The following is an 18,386-nucleotide window of genomic DNA, read 5'->3' as shown; positions in this document are numbered from 1 at the left end:
AAAATGCTAAAAAAAACTACCTGTTCTTGCAGCTACTGCAGATACAGGTAGTAGATTTTTAGTTTTCAGTTTTCAGCCTTTAATTCTACATTTTTAACAAGTAAAATTAAAAGTTAAATCCGATACCCCCGGTAAGATTAATATGTTCCATTTCTTGCCTTGGCGCATGGGTAAATGTTGCTCCTTCTACATTAGTTACTGTAAATTTGGGCTTCATGTAACTGTAGTCCGCGTTCGCAATAAGATACAGGCTCTCATTGAGATTGTAGCGGAAATCTGTGCCTAATTGAAGTGCAAAGGCAGCTGACCATTGTTCTTTAAAATAGTTGGCCCCATTCACAGTTACACCGGGTGAGTTAACGTTAGAAACCCCTCCAAGTGCTTTAAAATCAAACCGTGCATTTTCTCCGGCGGGTAATGTAAGCATCGGGCCAACGAGTATTCCATAATACTGCCAGTGGTCTGCAGATACATTTACGTCTGTAAATTTAGAAACATTAAGTTTATACTCTGAAAAGAGCAGGTGAGAAACCATACCAAAGTTTTCATGCAACTGGTATCCAAAATGCACATTAATATTAAACCCTGTTTTGGCAAAACCTGAAGTGGAATTATTAGTGATATTGGCATTTTTTGATTCGAAAGCGCTGACAGGAAATGACGGTCCGCCAGAAAGTGAAACGAACAGCTTTTTAGCCGGTTGAACCAATTTCTCCTGGGCGTTTGCGGATATAACTAGTGACATTATACCGGCAATTATTAACATGATCTTTTTCATAAAAAATAATTAATTCGTAACAAAATAAATTACCGATGTAAATGTATGAATGCCAGGGTAGTTGATCGCTGATGAACAATATTAAATACTCTGATATTCATCAGTGGGTAGTAATTGTTCGTCAAAAATTTTGACTGTAATCAGAATAGCAATTTCAAATGACTATAGGGATTAGAATTGACTTTTCTGACAAAAAAATACACGTTTACTTGAAATGCATATGCGAACAACCGATCTTAAAAAATTCACGTTTCGTTTTCAACCCTAAGCCTGACGGACATAATTAACCAGAAATCAATAACTTTTCTGAAAGAAGTTTTTATAAAAAGGGAGCAACTTAATGCATTCTGTATTGTGCGGTCTTGCATATTATTGGCTTGCGTTAGTTATTGATTTCTACGAAGTCTGTCCTTGCATAAGTACCTGGTGAGGCATGATCACCCTCCTTAAAATGCAAGTGAACAAAATTAACATCCTTCAATTCGGTGAGATTATAGGTTACTTCGGCGAGATAAGTTTCAGCGCCGCTTGATCCCATTTGCTGTGTTAAATAGCTGCTGTTATTGATGGACACAAATATAGTGTCATTGAATACTTTTATAAACCGGAGCTGAATTTTCGGATACAGGCTATTAATCTTTTGTATAAGATTTGCGGGGGTTAATTCATCCTTGTTCAACTGAGAAACCTTCTTCATTTCCAGCCGATTTTTTGTATCCCATTCAGAGCTCCAAAAATAATGGGTATCTGTTGCAGCATTCGCAGTATCTATGTGATTCACAGTTGTTGTATCGGCATATGGGCTAATCTTGGAGGGTTTTTTTGTATTACATGCAAGCATCAGAATGATTATTACGATAATAAAATAACGTGTTTTCATTTTTTCATTTTAAAATTATTAGTAGTATCATCAGAAGCTCTGTTCTAATACCTTTGAATCCCTGAGATATTTAATTCATTAAACTTCATCAATTGTTTCATCAGCCTAACTTTTTATTATTCTTTTTTTACGATTGCATTATAAGGAGTACGTTTGGCTATCATCACTGGTCTCTTAATTCCTTTTACTTATTATTTTTTTGTCTTTCCAGTTTTCTGAAGTAACCACGAAATAAAAAGCTATGTTTAATAGCTTCCATATTCTGGTTAAAACCATCAGTGCCTTGCTGAATATTATCAAGGCTTTTATTTATTTTAATTGCCAATAAACTATCTTTTAATAAAGCATTTATGGTTCCCTTGCCACTATTTATATCCGCTTGAATTGCCGAAATTGCGCTTCCTATCTGGTTCGACAACGAATCAGCTTCATCCCCAACAGATTTTATTTTGATGACAGCTTCATTCAGGTTATAAGCAAAAGAAGTATCGTTAAGAATGGCCCCTATCGATCCTTTCCCCATTTTCATGCCATTCACTATTGTGTATAAATCCTTGGCCATGTCGTTGGCTTTCGCCGTTGCCTGGCGAATGTTGCCCGCTGATAATCTTATATTTTCGGGTAATTCTTTTTCATTTAAAATATTCCATAATGCACTACTGTTATTAAGGCGTTGCGTTGTCAACTTCAACTCTTCAGCGATAATGCCAATATCATTATTCGTTACCTCAAGCTTTCTAAGCATTTCATCGGTATCTAATGGCTTCTTTGAAATCAATATGTCACCATTTTCCGCAATCGGCGATGTTTGTTTGACGGCTGTTATATTCATCACTTTATTTCCTACGAGGCCATCGGTGCCGATGGAAACAATAGCATTTTTACGAATAATAGATTTCATTTTATCGTCAATAATCATGGTTACTTCCATGAGTGTATCGTTGACGATGTTTATTTTTTTCACTGTACCCACATCAATGCCGGCATAACGGACATTGTTACCCGCTTTTAATCCCTGTACATTTTCAAATCTTGCTTTTAAAATAAAATTGGAACCGAACATGTTTCGGTTTTTGCCAATCATATACAATAACAATATCAAACAAAATAAGCCTGACAAAACAAATGCACCAAGTCTTACGTTATTCATCATTCTCTTTGCCATAATAATCCTGTTTTTGAATTTTATTCAAAAAATTGCTTCACCTTAACATCCTCAATTTGTTCCAGTTCTGCATAGATTCCATTTGCATAGCATCTCCCTTCCAGCAGTATAATTATTCTGTCGCCAGCCATGCGCACGCAATTCATATCGTGAGAAATGATAAGCGATGACGTTTTATACTTCTTTTGAATCTCTACCATCAACTTTATAATTTCTTTCCCTGTAATAGGATCCAAACCTGTCGTTGGTTCATCATATAGTATAATATCTGGCTTTAAAATAAGTGTGCGGGCCAAAGCAATCCTTTTTCGCATCCCCCCGGATAATTCACCAGGCATCATATCAACGGTATGTTCAAGTCCTACATCTTTAAGGGCGTTCATAACCATGTTATTTACCTCCGGCTGTGAAACTTTTATCCAATGCCTGCGTAGTGGAAATTCCAGGTTTTCTCTTATTGTCATTGAGTCGTACAGTGCATTACTCTGAAAAAGAAATCCAACCCTGGCAATTATCTGGTCAAGTTCATTATCATCCAATTCAGGTATATTTTTTCCAAACACTTCTATGGTTCCTTTGTCTGGTTTTAATAAACCGACTATACATTTTATTAATACCGATTTGCCTGATCCTGATTTACCAAGCACCACCACATTTTCACCTTTATATAGATCCAGGTTGAAATCAATCAATACGTGGTTGGTCTCAAAAGATTTATATAGGTTACGAATAATCATTACAGGTTCATCATTTCTTGCCAACGTATCTTTTTGTATCGTTTTATTTTCTGTAACCATAATCACAATCAATCATTGATAATAAACTATCCATATTCCGGTTCTTAAAAAAAATTAATTGAAGCCTAATAAATCTGTTAACTGTACGGCAAGTAAATCCAACACAAAAATCATAATGGAAGAAATAACTACTGCAGAGTTGGCGCTCCTGCCAACGCCTTCGGTTCCCTTGTTGCTGTTATAACCTTTAAAGCATCCAATAATACCAACTGCAAAACCAAAGAAAAAAGTTTTTATAAATGCAGGAAGCACGTCATAAAAAGCAAGATTATCCACTACCTGCGTCCAGAATAAATGAAAGCTTGTATTTCCGCGAATGTTTACACCCAGGTAAGATCCGTATAGTGAAATTACATCACTTAATATAGCAAGTACCGGTAGCATACAAGTTGAAGCCAATACTCTTGTGACCACCAGGTATTTAAATGGGTTAGTACCGCTCACTTTCATTGCGTCTATCTGTTCCGTTACCTTCATAGAACCTAATTCGGCTCCGATACTTGAGCCAATTTTCCCTGCAAAAATTAAAGCCGTAATCACCGGGCCAATTTCTCTTACAATAGAAATTCCAACGATCGCAGGTAATTGAGATTCCACGCCATATTCAATCATTGATGGTCTCAACTGCATGGTGAGTACGAGTCCCATTATAAAACCTGTGAGCCCAATCAGTGGTAATGAATTATAGCCGATGATATAACACTGTCTCAAAAATTCCGCAACCTCATAACGGGGTTTAAACCATTGCCATAAGAAGCGGGCGGAGAACCGTGACATATTCCCGGCCTCATCTAAAAAAGAGTTTAATGGAGTGGCCTTTGGCATGGCTTATAACATTTGTTGAACATTATTTTCATGAGTAAATTTTGCCTTTTTCTGGGTAATTTTTTATGACGCAGGTTACCAATTGCTTTGATAGGGGTCATCATAAAGAATTCCGACCGGGAATAGCTTTGCAAAAACAATCATTGTTGGAAAAAGTTTTGGCGGCTTTTGTTCGTATGAATTATTCCGAAGCTTCATTTGAGTTTGCACGAAGATAAAATGCGTTTACTCTTTTTAATTTCCGGAGGTAATGCTGTTTAAAAGCCGGCGGTAAATAAATCTCTTTACAAATTCCGCGGTAAATAAATAAATGACCACGATAGCAATAATAAATAGAATTACCTCCCCGGGTAGTTTGTCAAAACCAATAAGTGGGGCAAACGGCAGGTATGGTAACAGCCAGCCGATAGCGAGGCAAAGCAAAACGCTCATAACTAACTTTTTACCAGGCTTGCTTTCCTTGAATGGAATAAGTTTTGTACGGATTATAAATACAACTAAAACCTGCGTGGCTAACGATTCCATAAACCAACCGGTTCGAAATTGTGCTTCATTCACAGAAAAATATTTATACAACAAATAAAAAGTAAGTATATCGAAAATGGAACTGGTTAAACCGAAAATAAACATAAAGCTATATATCATTTTAAGGTTCCATCGCTGCGGTTTTTTAATATAGCTTTCATCCACGTTGTCAGTAGGAATCGTTACCTGGGACGTATCATACAAAAAATTATTGATCAGTATCTGTACCGGCAACATTGGCAAAAACGGAAGAAACATGGTTGCCGCAGCCACCGAAAACATATTGCCAAAGTTAGAGCTCAGGTCCATTAAAATATATTTCATAGTATTACCAAGTGTTTTGCGGCCTTCCAGTATTCCTTCTTTGAGCACCATCAAATCTTTCTGCGTAAGAATAATGTCAGCAGCATCTTTGGTAACATCAGTAGCGCTGTTTACTGAAATGCCGATATCAGCAGCCTTTAATGAGGGCGCATCATTAATACCATCGCCCATATAACCAACGGCATGATGATAGGCCTTCAAAGACGTGATTATCCTGCTTTTTTGTTCAGGAGAAAACCTCGTAAAAATTGTAACGTCCCTTACTCTTCTTTGTAAAGTTGCATCCGTAAGATCATTTACTTCATGCCCCTCCATAACTCCTTTAACAGAGAGACCGATTTCTTTGCAGACTTTTTGAGTCACCAACAGATTATCGCCCGTTATAATTTTTACTTCAACACCAATTTTATTTAATGCTGCTATCATTTCATATGCATCCAATTTGGGAGGATCGAGAAAAGCGATAAAGCCCTGCAACGTCAACTCACACTCATCTTCTTTAGTAAAGATATCGTCTGTTCCTGTTTCTTTGGTAGCAATAGCAAGCACACGAAATCCTTCATTGCTAAGCATTTCATATTGCTTGTCTGCAACCGCTTTATCACCATCATTAATTAAACAGGATTTAAATATTTCTTCAGGTGCGCCTTTACAAATGAGAATATTTCTATTTTGATAAGTAACCACTACACTCATTCTCTTACGCACAAAATCGAATGGAATCTCATCTTTCTTTTTGTAATTATTTATATCAACTTTTTGAAATGAAACAACTGCGTCATCGAGTGGGTTTTTTATTCCGGTTTGATAAAAACTATTTAAATAAGCCAGTAACAATAAATATTCAGAATTATTTCCTTCTTTGTCAACATATTTTACAAGTTCAATTTTATCTTCAGTTATTGTTCCTGTTTTATCAGTGCACAAAACTTCCATACTTCCAAAACTGGGGATTGAAGAAAGCCGCTTTACAATAACGCCTTTTTTAGCCATGTGTGCCGAACCTTTCGACATAGTTATCGCCATAATCATTGGCAGTAGTTCCGGAGTTAACCCCACCGCAACAGCAAGCGAAAACATAAATGAATCAAGCAGGTTGTGCTTCAATACGGCGTTGATCAAAAAAATAAATAACACTAACACTACGGTCACTTTCATTATCAGGTAGCCGAATTCTTTAATTCCTTTGCTAAAATCTGTTTCTCTTTCAGGTTGAATTAACTTCGCGGCAATTTTTCCAAATTCAGTTGCAGCGCCTGTTTTTACAACAATTGCTTTTGCTATCCCGCTGATAATACTCGACCCCATGAAAACGATATTGGATAAATCAGCCAGGCTTGGTTTATCAATATTAATGGCTTCACTGTTTTTTTCGGCAGGAAATGATTCGCCTGTTAGAGAAGATTGATTTACAAAAAAATCTTTTTCGAAAAGTATGCGGGCATCGGCAGGAACAATTTTACCGGCGCTCAGCATTATAATATCGCCAATGCATATTTCTTCATGAAAAATCTCAAGCTGAACATTATTACGGATGATTTGTGCTTTGCTTTTTACACTCTGCTTTAGTTTTTCAGCTGCATTACGGGCATCACGTTCCTGGTAAAAATCGATAGCAATACTAACTACAATAATGAAAAGGATAATAGAAGCATTAATACTTTCACCTAACGAATAAGAGATAATGGCTGCAACGGTTAATATTAATACCAGCGGGCTTTTAAAGTGACTAAGTAATTCAACCAGGAAGTGTTTGTGCTTGTTGGATTCAATTGTATTTTTTCCAAATTCCTTTGTACGTAATTCTGCCTCTTCATTGCTTAGCCCGCTGTCTGCATTGCTCTCCAGCTTTTCAACAATTTCCATTATTGATAAGGAAGAGAGATGATTAAGGGCCGCAGTAAGTATAAATTTATCTTTCATGAAAAATATTCTCTGAAAATACTGATGAACTATGCCTTATGAACTGATATTCATCATAAGAAAGAGTGATGTTGAAACATAAATAAATTCTCCCGCTTTTTTAATATTTGAAATTGAACTTAAAATGGAAACGAAATATTAATTTGGCATCCGTATGTCGCTAAAAAAAAGAGCCAAAATATCAAATGTATATACTTCAAATAACGAGGTTAAACTTGTCAGGGCAGGTAAGCAATATTTTAATCTTCTTTTACAACTGATTCATGAAGCAAAAGAAAATATTCATATTCAATCGTACATCTTTGATGATGATGAAACAGGGCGCTTAGTGGCTGACGCTTTGAAAGATGCAACGAAAAGAAATGTGAGTGTTTACTTAATGGCTGATGGCTATGCCTCACAAAAAATGTCGAGATCTTTTATCCATGAACTGAAAAATGGTGGTATTCATTTTCGTTTTTTTGAACCATTTTTTGCAAGCAAATATTTTTATTTTGGCAGGCGTATGCATCATAAACTTGCAGTGGTTGATATGAAATATGCCCTGGTGGGAGGTGTGAATATAGCGAACCGTTATAACGATTTGCCGGGTAAACCTGCATGGCTCGATTTTGCATTATATGTGGAAGGGGAAATTGCTAAAAGTCTATGCGTTCTTTGCTGGAAAACATGGAATGGCTTTTCGCTAAACATGCCTATAACACCTTGCGAAGAGAAGCAAATTAGCCTTATTATTCCATTAGAAAATCGAAGTGAAGTAAGAATGCGGCGTAATGATTGGGTACGCCGAAAAAATGAAATCTCATCAACGTATGTAGAAATGCTGCGAACGGCAACAACACAGTTAACTATTTTATGCAGTTATTTTTTACCGGGCAAAGTAATACGAAAGCAAATAGTAAACGCAATTAAGCGTGGCGTCACTATCAGGGTAATTGCAGCAGGCCATTCAGATGTGATACTTGCTAAAAATGCAGAGCGTTGGTTATATGATTGGCTCTTAAGAAATGGAGTTGAATTGTATGAATATCAAAAAGCCATTTTGCATGGAAAAATTGCTGTGTGCGATGATCAATGGATGACAATTGGCTCTTACAATATTAATAATATAAGCACCTATGCGAGTATTGAGCTTAACTTAGATGTGCGCAATCCCGGCTTTGCAGTGCACGTTCGTAAAACACTGGAAGAAATTATTACAAATGATTGTATCCGGATTACTACTGAGCATCAAACCAGGAAGAAAAATTTTTTCAGGCAATTTATTCGTTGGCTTTCTTACCAGTTTATAAGAATTGTGTTTTACTTATTCACGTTCTATTTTAAACATCTTAATTAATTTCCCTCAATTCTTTTCCATAAGCCTTTTATGGTTTGCCAATCCCATTTGGCAAAGCGTCCTCTTTGAACAACAAGGCTATTATCTTTCGGATGCTGCAGGTAATAATGGAAAACAAACTTTTCTTTTGGATTTTCCCAGCCAATGATTTGACCAAAGCGCAAATCGTTAAAAACAAGTGTATCGTTATATTTCTCTATCGTATAAAATTGTTTTGAAAAGCGGATCAGCTTTTGCAGATCTTCATGATTAGCAACGGGCGTTAGCAAAGAATCATTACGGGGGAAATATTGAAAGTTGATATGCCTTTTTTTGTCGAACAAAGAACGGAAACCTACATAATAACCACTGTCATTGCCCGCTACTACATACCACAACCAGTTTTGCAAAGGTGCAGGGGTTGTAAAATATCTTTCATGAGGAATATGTTGGGTTGTGAAAATTTGTTTCACATCATGATTAATTTTTAATTTATTAATGCTACAATAACCAAGATAAATAACCGGCATAATTAAACCCAACCTCCACCAGAATTTTCTGTTGGGATTGTACGTATTTAATATCACCAGCATACAAAATGCAATGCCTGGCCCTATAGAAAAAAAAGGGTCGGCAACATAAATAATATTAAAAGAATAACGGGCATGGCTAAACGGCTCCAACCAGCCAACTCCATAATTATTGAAGCCATCAATAAATAAATGAACAAAAACCTCAGCCGCAAAAAATAAAATCCATTTTCGGAATGCAATGTTATGAGGCCGGTGAATTCGTTCTGCAGTTAATGCGAATATTGGAATAATGAGTAGCGCAAATAAAATAGAATGAGTAAAGCCCCTGTGAGCAAGCAATGCTTCCGAAGTATTTAACCACGAAGATGATATGAAATCAATATCAGGAGTGCTTTGTGCCAGCGCTCCCCAAACCATGGCTTTTTTGCCAAATCCTTTTTCAAAAAAAGCCTCGCCAATACAAGCCCCAAGTGCTATGTGAGTGAGTGAATCCATTTATGAATTAAAGATTAGTTTAAACAAATGCGTATTAAATTATGTCATTATTGTGGTTAGCCATAAATATAATATTTGCCCGAAAGCTTGCAAATTAGCGACTTCCGAAAAAGGGAGGAGAGCCTCATTGCAATTATTTGTTTGTTAATGGAGAAAATTAATTGTGAATAAATGTAAATCGATTTCATTTTAAAGTAAGTCCAAATAAAAATGGGAGTTATGATTTCTGTCAATGATTGGAAGATTATCACTTAGGATATTTTGAAGCCTTCCAATGATTCTAAAATATTATTTCCGGTAAATTAATTACTGTCTTTTTTTTATTGATTAGCGACAGCAATTTTTCTTTGTGCTTTGAAGCATTACCATATCCTATTTCAAAAATTTCTTGAGCCTTTTTCACATCATACATTTCAAATGAATTTAACGGCGGCTCCACAAACAGATCGCACCTGTTTAGTTTGGAATAAACAGAGCTGGCAATCGCCAAATGGAAACAACGTTCCAAAATATTGAAAGGGTGAACAAGAGAGGCTTTATTAATTCCCTCTTCTGCCTTATTTACATGCGAGGCAATAATAATATCGCAAATGCTTTCCAATGGCTCTATAGGAAGATTATTCATCACACCTCCATCCACCAGAATTTTATCGCCGATTATAACGGGTTTAAATAAAATAGGTACCGATGCTGAAGCTATTACCGGCTGAAATAATTTGCCTTTGGAGAAGATAACGATATGCCCGCTAACTAAATCTGTGGCGGTTACAAACAGCTTAACCTTCAACGCATCAAAGTCATCTTTTCCAACGTTTTCATGTAACAATTCTTCTAAAGCTTTCATGGAAAAAAAACCTGATCTTCGCCATAATATATTACTCCAGCCGAAGTAAGTATTATTCTTCATAATTTGCAAAATTTCCATCGGCGTTTTCCCCGCCGCATATAAAACACCTATTACTGCACCTACACTTGTTCCGGCTATTGCATAAGGCTTTATACCTAGCTCTTCTAAAAGTTTTATTAAACCCAGGTGGGCAAAACCTCTTGCGCCACCTCCTGAAAAAACATATCCGAACTTTTTCATTGCAGAATATTTTTTAAGATAGACGGAAAATTCCTGTTGCAAATTGTATAATCCTTATACAATCTTTTTCTGATGAAAACTGCTTATGCCTAACAATTTATATAATGGGCAAAAACTAAAGATGCTTGTTAAAACAAGAACGCCGGCAAGTATCAGCAGAACAATACCCACAGTGTCCGCAATTATATTTTGAAGCCATAATACAACAAATATAACAGCCAGGACTAAACGAACTATTCTATCCATATTGCTTAGATTCTTTTTCATGTTATTAATTTTAATATACTGAAAAATCATTTGAGCCTGTTAACAAAAAAATTAATTTCTTAAGAATGAATTTTTTGAAGAGCTGTATGAAACCCCTAAAAGCCCCGTCGTTATGTTTGGCGGGGCTAAGGTGATGAGTAGGCGCCCTATTTAACAGCGATATGCTTTGCTGATGGCTTATTAACGGCTTCTGAGCGAGGTAATGAAATTTTTAATATACCATCCTCATACTTTGCTTCAATCTTTTCCTGTTTTATTTCTTCAGGCAAGGTGAAACAGCGGCTAAAAGATGAATAGCTGTATTCTTTCCGGGTAAATCTTTTATCTTTTTCTTCTTTGTTTTCTTCTTTTTCGCTGCTGATGGTAAGCATATTACCATCCACATCAATTTTGAAGTCGTCCTTTTTTAACCCGGGTGCTGCGAGTGACACCAGATATTGATCTTTTTGCTCGGTAATGTTTACGGCAGGTACATTCATGGTTACGTCCAATGAACTGTCGTCAAACCATTCATTCCATGGTTTAAAAAAATCATTAAATACCAAAGGCCTTCTTTCGCCTAATTTTACTAAAGATTTTGTTGACATATTCCCTCCTTGTTTTTAAATTTTGAAAAATATTATTTACAATGCGAAGATATTTTCTTTAATGCGGTCTGTCCCAAACGCAGGTTAGTGAAAGTAATGATACTGGTCAGGCCGGAAATAAGGACTTAGATTGATGGAAGTAATTATTTCATAATATTCTTTCTCTGCAACGCCGCCATCAAAGTGAGCAAAATTTATTTTTGATTTCATCTCTATGATTTCAAACAGCAGACCACTTGGAACATTTAATTCGTGGGACAAACAATAGCATGACTACTGTTTTAAATCTGCCTGACTCATGTCATTGAATAAATACCCTTTCGGCTATAGCTTTATTTTTATAAATGTGACATTATGAAAATCTCATTAATAGCCGGTTGGGTAGTATTGCTCTTTATGCTGGGTTGCTCACCCGCATCACGAATTACTCATTCCTGGACATCAGATGCAATTGGGCAAAAAAATTATAGTAAAATAATTGTAGTCGGCCTCATGCCTCACAATGACAGAGAACTCAGAGAAAGTATGGAAAATCATTTGGTAGGTGATTTAACTGAAAGAGGGTATAATGCAATTTCTTCATTAAAAGAATACGGGCCCAAATCGTTTGAGAATATGAAAGAAGAAGAGGCTATTGATACTTTACATGCAAGTGGAGTAGATGCCGTAGTTACCATAGTGCTACTCGATAAAAACAGGGAGCAGTCTTACATGCCCGGAAGAGTTTACTTTTCTCCATATTTCATTTACCAGCGTCGCTTCTGGGGATATTATACTACCATTTATAATCGTGTATACTCTCCCGGCTATTACCAGGTAGACACTAAATATTTCTGGGAAAGTAATTTTTACGACCTGGAAACAAAAGAGTTGCTTTATTCAGTGCAAACGACATCATTTAATCCGGGCAGTACGCAAAGCCTGGCAGATGAATATGGTAAAATGATCGTATCTGATATGGCAAAGAAAGGAATTATAAAATGATAAAATCTAACCAGTTTTTCATATATAAACAATAAATATTTAATCAAATTTTTTCATTTTTGGAGAATGATTAAATATTTTTTACCTCACCTGTCCTAAAAAATTAAGGAGGACATTATGTGTTTTTCAGCAACTGCAAGTTTCTTTTCAGGATCAGTACTTTCTATTGCAGGAATCGTTGCCATGCAAAAAGCTGCGACACCACGGCATCTTCCTTTTGCAGGCATCCCATTTATTTTTGCAATACAGCAATTTTCGGAAGGGTTTGTATGGTTATCATTAACCAACGCTACTTACAAAAGCTGGCTTGAGCTATCAGCTAATATCTTTCTAATTTTTGCTCATGTAGTTTGGCCAATATTAATTCCGCTTTCAGTACTGCTTATTGAAAAAAATATCAAGCGTAAAAATATTTTATATCTCTTGCTGGGAGTTGGAATAATGTTAGGCGCTTATCACATTTTTGGTATAATGTATTATTCCTTTTCCGCACGGGTTGATGGTAGTCATATTTTGTATGAATATAATTATCCAGCCTTGCTTATCAACCTTTCTGGTATTTTCTATGGGGTAGCAACTGTACTTCCTCTTTTGGTTTCAAGCGTTAAAAAAATGTGGGTGTTCGGTTTGGCTATCACCTTATCTTATGTTGTCACATCTGTGTTTTACCATGAATATATCACTTCTGTATGGTGCTATTTTGCAGCATTTCTTAGTGTCATTATTTATTGGATATTAGACGGCATTAAAAAAATATCAATTAATGCGTTGTCATTAAAAGTGCAATCGCATTAAACTTATAATTGAAATATTGCTATAGATTTTTTATTGTTATTATCTGCCTTCAAGAATAATTCGCAACTTAATAACATTAAATCATTGCTTTTCCTTTCAACTGAAAAGAAATAAGTATAACTACAACTCCCATAGCCAGGTAAACAATGTGGAGCCAGTGAAAGGAACGAATTAATATCATTTGAGTTATAATCCAACCACATATCATAATCCCTGCTGCCAACGCCCAGGTATATCGTTTGGGATCACGTTTCATGTTATAGAAAACGGCGAGTAAGTTAACAATACCAACAAATATTATTAAGAGTATTCCCGGGATTATATAATTTTTAAAGGGAGTTCCTTCCAACAGGCTCAGCGATAAATTCAGTGCGCTGCCATCTGCATAGCCAATCATCATTAATCCCGACAAAATAGCTGTTACCGAAATAAAAGAAAGAAGGATAAATAAAAATAATTTCATCTCATTTTTTTAAGGTAATAACATATTACGGGCCCTCTCCCGGTGGCGGGATTTCATAAGGAGGGGTTTCAAAAGGATCTTCATCCGGTATAATATCTGGTTCCTCTTCCGGCGGAATTGGAACTGCAGGATCCTCAGACGGATATATTTCAGGCTCTTCCGGCCGTGGAAATTCGATTGGCGCTACTGGTTCTTTTTTCTTTGGCATAATCTTTAAATTGTCTTGAGTATTTGTGCAGGTGCATCAACATAAAAATATAGAATATAGCAACTCATAGTTTGCCATAAAACCCTTAACAAAAATAATTTCGTTTATGATTAAAAAGAATGAGGGTAATTATGCATTCAAGTGATGGACGTCATTAATACTGAGAGTTCGTAAAATTAATTTTGAACAGGAAATGTAGAACTGTGAAAACATAATTAATTAATTTTTAAACATCCCTTAAAATGTCAACTTCAATAATTAATGAATCAGCAATAATACCTGAAACCCTAGAAACTATTTATGAAAGAAGATCTGTGAGAAAATACAAAGACAAAATTGTTGACCAGGAAATTATTGAAAAAATACTTGATGCAGGAAGGATGGCTCCATCAGCTCTAAATGAACAACCGTGGAAATTTTATGTGATAACAAACAAAGAGATTATTAAATCGTTTTCAAAAGAAATTTCAAAGATAACAGCCAAAGAATTTTTGAAGGCCGGCCCCAAACGCATCATAAAAAATATAATTCACCTGCTTAATTTTTCACGAGGATTTCATTATTTAAAGACTGCAGATCATGTGTTTTACGAAGCACCAGTAGTAATTTTTATTACCGGGCCAAGGCATAGCGAATGGGCTGACCTTGACATTGGTATGTGCTCGCAAAATATAATGCTCGCAGCCAAATCTATGGGATTAGATTCCTGCCCTGTGGGGTTTGGAAAATATTTACAACATACCAAGCTGTATGCGCAATTAAAGACCTCACCCAAAGAAGAGATAAAACTTTCCATAATATTAGGCTATGGAGACGAAGCTCCTGAGGTTCATAAAAGGATTAAAAAAAATGCAATCTTTTTTGATTCCGGTAAGAAAAGCTGAGTCTGAAAATAAAAACACTACGACGATTTTAACCATTGCGTGTGGTGACCGCAGTCATTAAAATCAATGACTACTATCATAAGATAATTTAATTTAAAAGCGTCCCTTTGCAGCACAGCATTTTGTTACCCTATTATTACGAAAGCTCGCTAAAAAAAATATCCTACCTGTTTACTTCAAATGTAACCTCAGCAAGAGATCTGATATCAAGGCGGAAAATATTCACTGCAAAAGCAGGAGCAGGCTGTAGAAGATATTAAATTTTCCGAGAAGGAACAATCCTGCCGCCAATGAAATTAGAGTTCGGCAATTTCTGAATTCAATACAATATCCCCTGAATACATTGTAAACGGACAAATTATCTGTAACAATTATTTAAGTAAACCGCCCCGCATTATGGCCATCGCTCAAGCATAAAAAGGAAAACATGAAAAAGATTCTACTTATTGAAGACAACGATGATATTCGCGAAAACACGGCCGAAATATTGGAGCTTTCCAACTACAAAGTAATTGTTGCTGAAAATGGTAAAGTGGGAGTCGAAAAAGCAATCGAGCATACACCAGATCTTATTGTATGCGATATAATGATGCCAGGTCTTGACGGTTATGGCGTGCTACACGCTGTGCATAAAAATGAAACAATAAAAAATACGCCTTTTATTTTTTTAACTGCAAAAACTGAACGTTCTGACTTCCGTAAAGGAATGGAACTTGGCGCCGATGATTATATAACCAAGCCTTTTGAAGGAATTGAATTATTGAATGCCGTTGAAAGTCGTTTAAAGAAAATTGAACTGCTGAAAAGTGAATTGTCACCGGAATTGGAAGGCCCGCAAAACCCTAAAGAAACTGCTGTTGGCAGCAGCACACTTAAATATCTTATTGAAAACCGGAACGTTAATACTTACAGAAAAAAACAGATTATCTATTCACAGGGAAATCATCCCAACCGGCTTTACTATGTAATAAAAGGGAAAGTAAAAACCTTTAGAATTCATGATGATGGCAAGGAACTCGTAACCGAATTATATAGCCCGGGTGATTTCCTGGGTTACATCGCTCTTTTGGAAGAAACCGTTTATAAGGATACTGCAGAAGCATTGGAAGAAACAGAGTTGGCCATAATACCCAAAGAGGAATTCGAAGAACTGTTGAATAAAAATCCGGAGGTAACAAAGAAGTTTATACAATTATTAGCCAAACATATTACTGAAAACGAGAATCATTTACTTGGACTTGCTTATAACTCGTTGCGCAAAAAGGTTGCAGAAGCACTTATAATGCTTGAAAACAAATACAAGAATAACCAGGACGACTTTTCCATAAATATTAGCAGGGAAAACCTGGCACATATTGCAGGGACTGCAACTGAATCCCTGATAAGAACGCTGGGTGATTTTCGACACGAAAAACTGATTGAAATTAACGGGATAGGTATAAAGATTGTTAATTACAAGAACCTGGAAAATATGATTAATTAATAGGAGTATTTGACGTTATCAATTTCCTGATGGTCCATTGTGAAATAGAATGAGATGTTTATAAACCATTGGAAAAGTTCAGTAACAATAAAACTTGTATGATGAAAAAGATATTTTTTGCTTTTACTGCCTTGCTGGTTGGACTACAAGCATTTTCTTTTCGTATTGTGAATGGAACCAGTGTTGTGATTAGTCAACCTGTTCACGACGACCTTTATGTTACGGGCGGATCAATAACTATTGATGCGCCAGTATATGGTGATTTAGTGTGTGCGGGCGGGACTATCAATATTAATGACTCAATTAGTAATGACATTATCGTAGCCGGCGGAACTGTAACCTTTGATGGCTATGTGGGGGATGATATCCGTTGTGCCGGAGGGCGACTATTTATTCGGAAAAGTATTGGAGGTGACCTTGTTGTTGCCGGAGGCAGGGTTACCGTAAGTAGGGATGTTGTTATTGGCGGTGGTTTGTTAATTGGTGGTGGCGACGTCATGTTTAATGGTACGGTAAATAATTCTGTAAAGGCAGGTTTTGGAAGCCTTGTTTTTAACGGCCGTGCCGAAAAAGATATAGATGTAAGGGGAGGCGACCTTCAAATGAATGGCACTGTAATGGGGCCATCAGTCATAGCTGCTAATAAAATTACGATAGGTAATGATGCTTCGTTCAATAATGATGTTCGTTACTGGAACAAGGTAGGTTCAGTGGATTTCCGGCAATCGATAAAGAACGGAAAAGCCATATACGACCCATCACTAAAAATTGAAACCGGTCGCTGGTATTACCTTGGCGGGATATCGGTAATGGGATTGTTATGGTATATTGGCATGGCACTATTAATGATTGCTATAATTCAATATTTGTTCAGTGCAACCATGCAAAAGGCAGGAGATACCGTTTTCAACAAAACTTTAGTATCGTCAGGATTTGGTTTGCTCTTTTTTATCGCTGTACCAGTTGCAATTATTATAGCTTTTATCACCATTATAGGTGTTCCTATAGGCTTATTGTTGCTATTTAACTACATAATACTGATCTTGCTGGCAACTGTTATCACTTCGCTGGTTGCCGCACATTGGCTCAATAACCGCTTTAATCATAAATGGAAATACTGGCAGTTAGTATTTGCAGCACTTGGGGCTTTCGTAGTACTTAAGCTTATCGCATTATTACCTTTCCTGGGATGGCTGATTACATTGCTTGCAATATGTATGGCATTTGGCGCAATATTGCAGAATATAAACTGGAAGCGCTGGCGCCAGAATGAAATAACAGCATAAGTAACTATGCAAGGTCGGTACGGATCCAGCAAGGGAATATCCATCATAAAAAAAGATTGATTTTTCCCTGATTAACTTATGTCAAAATCCTTCCTTTATCCGGCATATTACATTTCAAAAATTGAAAAGACTTCTTAATCCGTCAATCCCTTATCCGCTTAAATAAAATGCCGCTTTTTTATTAGAAATCCTTCTTTTAATCGCTACCTTTAAACAAACCCCAATCACCATGAAACAAAAAATTCTTGTAGTTGAGGATAATGGGTATAACAGGGAAAACACAACTGAATTGCTTGAACTGTCTGATTACAGCGTTTCAACTGCCAATAACGGCGAAGAAGGTCTTAACATGGCCTTACAAGAAACACCCGATTTAATTTTATGCGACATCCAGATGCCCATTATGAATGGTTATGATTTATTGGAGAACTTACGCAAACAACCTTCTCTCAACAATTCACGCTTTGTTTTCTTTACAGCCTCATGCGAAAAGAAAGAAATTGAAATGGGAATGCGGATGGGCGCAGATGATTACCTGGTAAAACCTTTTACGGGAGAAGATCTATTAGGGAAATTAAAGAAACTTCTTGGGTCAATACTACTATTTATCTCCGTTCAATTTGAATCATTTCCATTATTGCATCAGCAGATTGATTTCATATAATAGGCCAGGTTCATTCATCTGCAAATTTTGATACCAGCCTAAATCTCCTACTTTGCCAGGGTATACTTATCACAATTAATAACGTATAACCTATTCAGTTAGATAAGCATATTAT

20 protein-coding genes are annotated in these 18,386 nt (G+C 36.3%); 7 read left to right on the top strand and 13 right to left on the bottom strand.

Annotated elements, in window-relative coordinates; genetic code table 11:
- Nucleotides 1-106 precede the first annotated feature (106 nt).
- The 6 genes from ACO1O5_RS13080 to mgtA form a co-directional block, all read right to left on the bottom strand.
- Nucleotides 107-778 carry a hypothetical protein gene (locus tag ACO1O5_RS13080; RefSeq protein ID WP_486270890.1) on the bottom strand — a complete coding sequence of 224 codons (672 nt, stop codon included), beginning with the start codon at nucleotides 776-778 and terminating at the stop codon, nucleotides 107-109.
- Between the two features lie 382 nt (nucleotides 779-1,160).
- A complete protein-coding gene (locus ACO1O5_RS13075; protein ID WP_486270888.1) occupies nucleotides 1,161-1,658 on the bottom strand; it encodes a hypothetical protein in 498 nt (165 codons plus the stop codon).
- 184 nt (nucleotides 1,659-1,842) lie between these two features.
- Entirely contained in the window at nucleotides 1,843-2,823 is a 981-nt protein-coding gene (locus ACO1O5_RS13070; protein ID WP_486270886.1) for an MlaD family protein, read from the bottom strand.
- A 20-nt stretch (nucleotides 2,824-2,843) separates the two neighbouring features.
- Nucleotides 2,844-3,620 carry an ABC transporter ATP-binding protein gene (locus tag ACO1O5_RS13065; protein ID WP_486270884.1) on the bottom strand — a complete coding sequence of 259 codons (777 nt, stop codon included), beginning with the start codon at nucleotides 3,618-3,620 and terminating at the stop codon, nucleotides 2,844-2,846.
- 54 nt (nucleotides 3,621-3,674) lie between these two features.
- Nucleotides 3,675-4,445, bottom strand: coding sequence for an MlaE family ABC transporter permease (locus ACO1O5_RS13060; protein WP_486270882.1), 771 nt, complete (start codon nucleotides 4,443-4,445; stop codon nucleotides 3,675-3,677).
- 234 nt (nucleotides 4,446-4,679) lie between these two features.
- Nucleotides 4,680-7,217 (bottom strand): magnesium-translocating P-type ATPase, encoded by a 2,538-nt coding sequence (gene mgtA, locus ACO1O5_RS13055; protein WP_486270880.1) that lies wholly within the window; start codon nucleotides 7,215-7,217, stop codon nucleotides 4,680-4,682.
- A 154-nt stretch (nucleotides 7,218-7,371) separates the two neighbouring features.
- On the opposite strand from mgtA, the gene ACO1O5_RS13050 reads away from it, so the two are divergent.
- Nucleotides 7,372-8,556 carry a phospholipase D-like domain-containing protein gene (locus ACO1O5_RS13050; RefSeq protein ID WP_486270878.1) on the top strand — a complete coding sequence of 395 codons (1,185 nt, stop codon included), beginning with the start codon at nucleotides 7,372-7,374 and terminating at the stop codon, nucleotides 8,554-8,556.
- Here the strand turns inward: ACO1O5_RS13050 and ACO1O5_RS13045 are convergent.
- The 5 genes from ACO1O5_RS13045 to ACO1O5_RS13025 form a co-directional block, all read right to left on the bottom strand.
- The gene (locus tag ACO1O5_RS13045) at nucleotides 8,553-9,563 is read right to left on the bottom strand and encodes a metal-dependent hydrolase (protein ID WP_486270876.1); all 1,011 of its coding nucleotides are present in this window, start codon (nucleotides 9,561-9,563) and stop codon (nucleotides 8,553-8,555) included. The genes ACO1O5_RS13050 and ACO1O5_RS13045 overlap by 4 nt on opposite strands.
- Before the next feature lie 280 nt (nucleotides 9,564-9,843).
- Nucleotides 9,844-10,650: a patatin-like phospholipase family protein gene (locus ACO1O5_RS13040; protein ID WP_486270875.1), complete on the bottom strand. Its 807-nt coding sequence runs from the start codon at nucleotides 10,648-10,650 to the stop codon at nucleotides 9,844-9,846.
- Between the two features lie 54 nt (nucleotides 10,651-10,704).
- Nucleotides 10,705-10,917, bottom strand: coding sequence for a YgaP family membrane protein (locus tag ACO1O5_RS13035; RefSeq protein ID WP_486270873.1), 213 nt, complete (start codon nucleotides 10,915-10,917; stop codon nucleotides 10,705-10,707).
- 146 nt (nucleotides 10,918-11,063) lie between these two features.
- Nucleotides 11,064-11,504, bottom strand: a complete 441-nt coding sequence (locus ACO1O5_RS13030) for an Hsp20/alpha crystallin family protein (protein ID WP_486270871.1) — start codon at nucleotides 11,502-11,504, stop codon at nucleotides 11,064-11,066.
- A gap of 84 nt (nucleotides 11,505-11,588) precedes the next feature.
- On the bottom strand, nucleotides 11,589-11,714 hold the full coding sequence (locus ACO1O5_RS13025) for a hypothetical protein (RefSeq protein WP_486270869.1): 126 nt from the start codon (nucleotides 11,712-11,714) through the stop codon (nucleotides 11,589-11,591).
- Nucleotides 11,715-11,858: 144 nt separating this feature from the next.
- Here ACO1O5_RS13025 and ACO1O5_RS13020 point away from each other — a divergent pair, with 144 nt between their 5' ends.
- A complete protein-coding gene (locus ACO1O5_RS13020) occupies nucleotides 11,859-12,488 on the top strand; it encodes a hypothetical protein (RefSeq protein ID WP_486270867.1) in 630 nt (209 codons plus the stop codon).
- Nucleotides 12,489-12,605: 117 nt separating this feature from the next.
- Complete coding sequence (locus tag ACO1O5_RS13015) at nucleotides 12,606-13,283, top strand: DUF6629 family protein (RefSeq protein WP_486270866.1); 678 nt, start codon at nucleotides 12,606-12,608, stop codon at nucleotides 13,281-13,283.
- A gap of 76 nt (nucleotides 13,284-13,359) precedes the next feature.
- Here ACO1O5_RS13015 and ACO1O5_RS13010 read toward each other — a convergent pair whose 3' ends face one another.
- Together ACO1O5_RS13010 and ACO1O5_RS13005 are read right to left on the bottom strand one after the other, a co-directional pair.
- Nucleotides 13,360-13,746, bottom strand: coding sequence for a hypothetical protein (locus ACO1O5_RS13010; protein ID WP_486270864.1), 387 nt, complete (start codon nucleotides 13,744-13,746; stop codon nucleotides 13,360-13,362).
- 25 nt (nucleotides 13,747-13,771) lie between these two features.
- Nucleotides 13,772-13,954 (bottom strand): hypothetical protein, encoded by a 183-nt coding sequence (locus ACO1O5_RS13005; RefSeq protein WP_486270862.1) that lies wholly within the window; start codon nucleotides 13,952-13,954, stop codon nucleotides 13,772-13,774.
- A 242-nt stretch (nucleotides 13,955-14,196) separates the two neighbouring features.
- On the opposite strand from ACO1O5_RS13005, the gene ACO1O5_RS13000 reads away from it, so the two are divergent.
- From ACO1O5_RS13000 to ACO1O5_RS12985, 4 genes are all read left to right on the top strand, one after another.
- The gene (locus ACO1O5_RS13000) at nucleotides 14,197-14,838 is read left to right on the top strand and encodes a nitroreductase (RefSeq protein ID WP_486270860.1); all 642 of its coding nucleotides are present in this window, start codon (nucleotides 14,197-14,199) and stop codon (nucleotides 14,836-14,838) included.
- A 427-nt stretch (nucleotides 14,839-15,265) separates the two neighbouring features.
- On the top strand, nucleotides 15,266-16,321 hold the full coding sequence (locus ACO1O5_RS12995) for a response regulator (RefSeq protein WP_486270858.1): 1,056 nt from the start codon (nucleotides 15,266-15,268) through the stop codon (nucleotides 16,319-16,321).
- Between the two features lie 101 nt (nucleotides 16,322-16,422).
- Entirely contained in the window at nucleotides 16,423-17,607 is a 1,185-nt protein-coding gene (locus tag ACO1O5_RS12990; RefSeq protein ID WP_486270856.1) for a hypothetical protein, read from the top strand.
- Nucleotides 17,608-17,836: 229 nt separating this feature from the next.
- Nucleotides 17,837-18,271, top strand: a complete 435-nt coding sequence (locus tag ACO1O5_RS12985) for a response regulator (protein ID WP_486270854.1) — start codon at nucleotides 17,837-17,839, stop codon at nucleotides 18,269-18,271.
- Nucleotides 18,272-18,386: the final 115 nt, after the last annotated feature.

The organism is Ginsengibacter sp. (assembly GCF_057362405.1).
The sequence above is the reverse complement of the archived record's forward strand: the minus strand, read 5'-3'. Positions and strand labels throughout refer to the sequence as shown.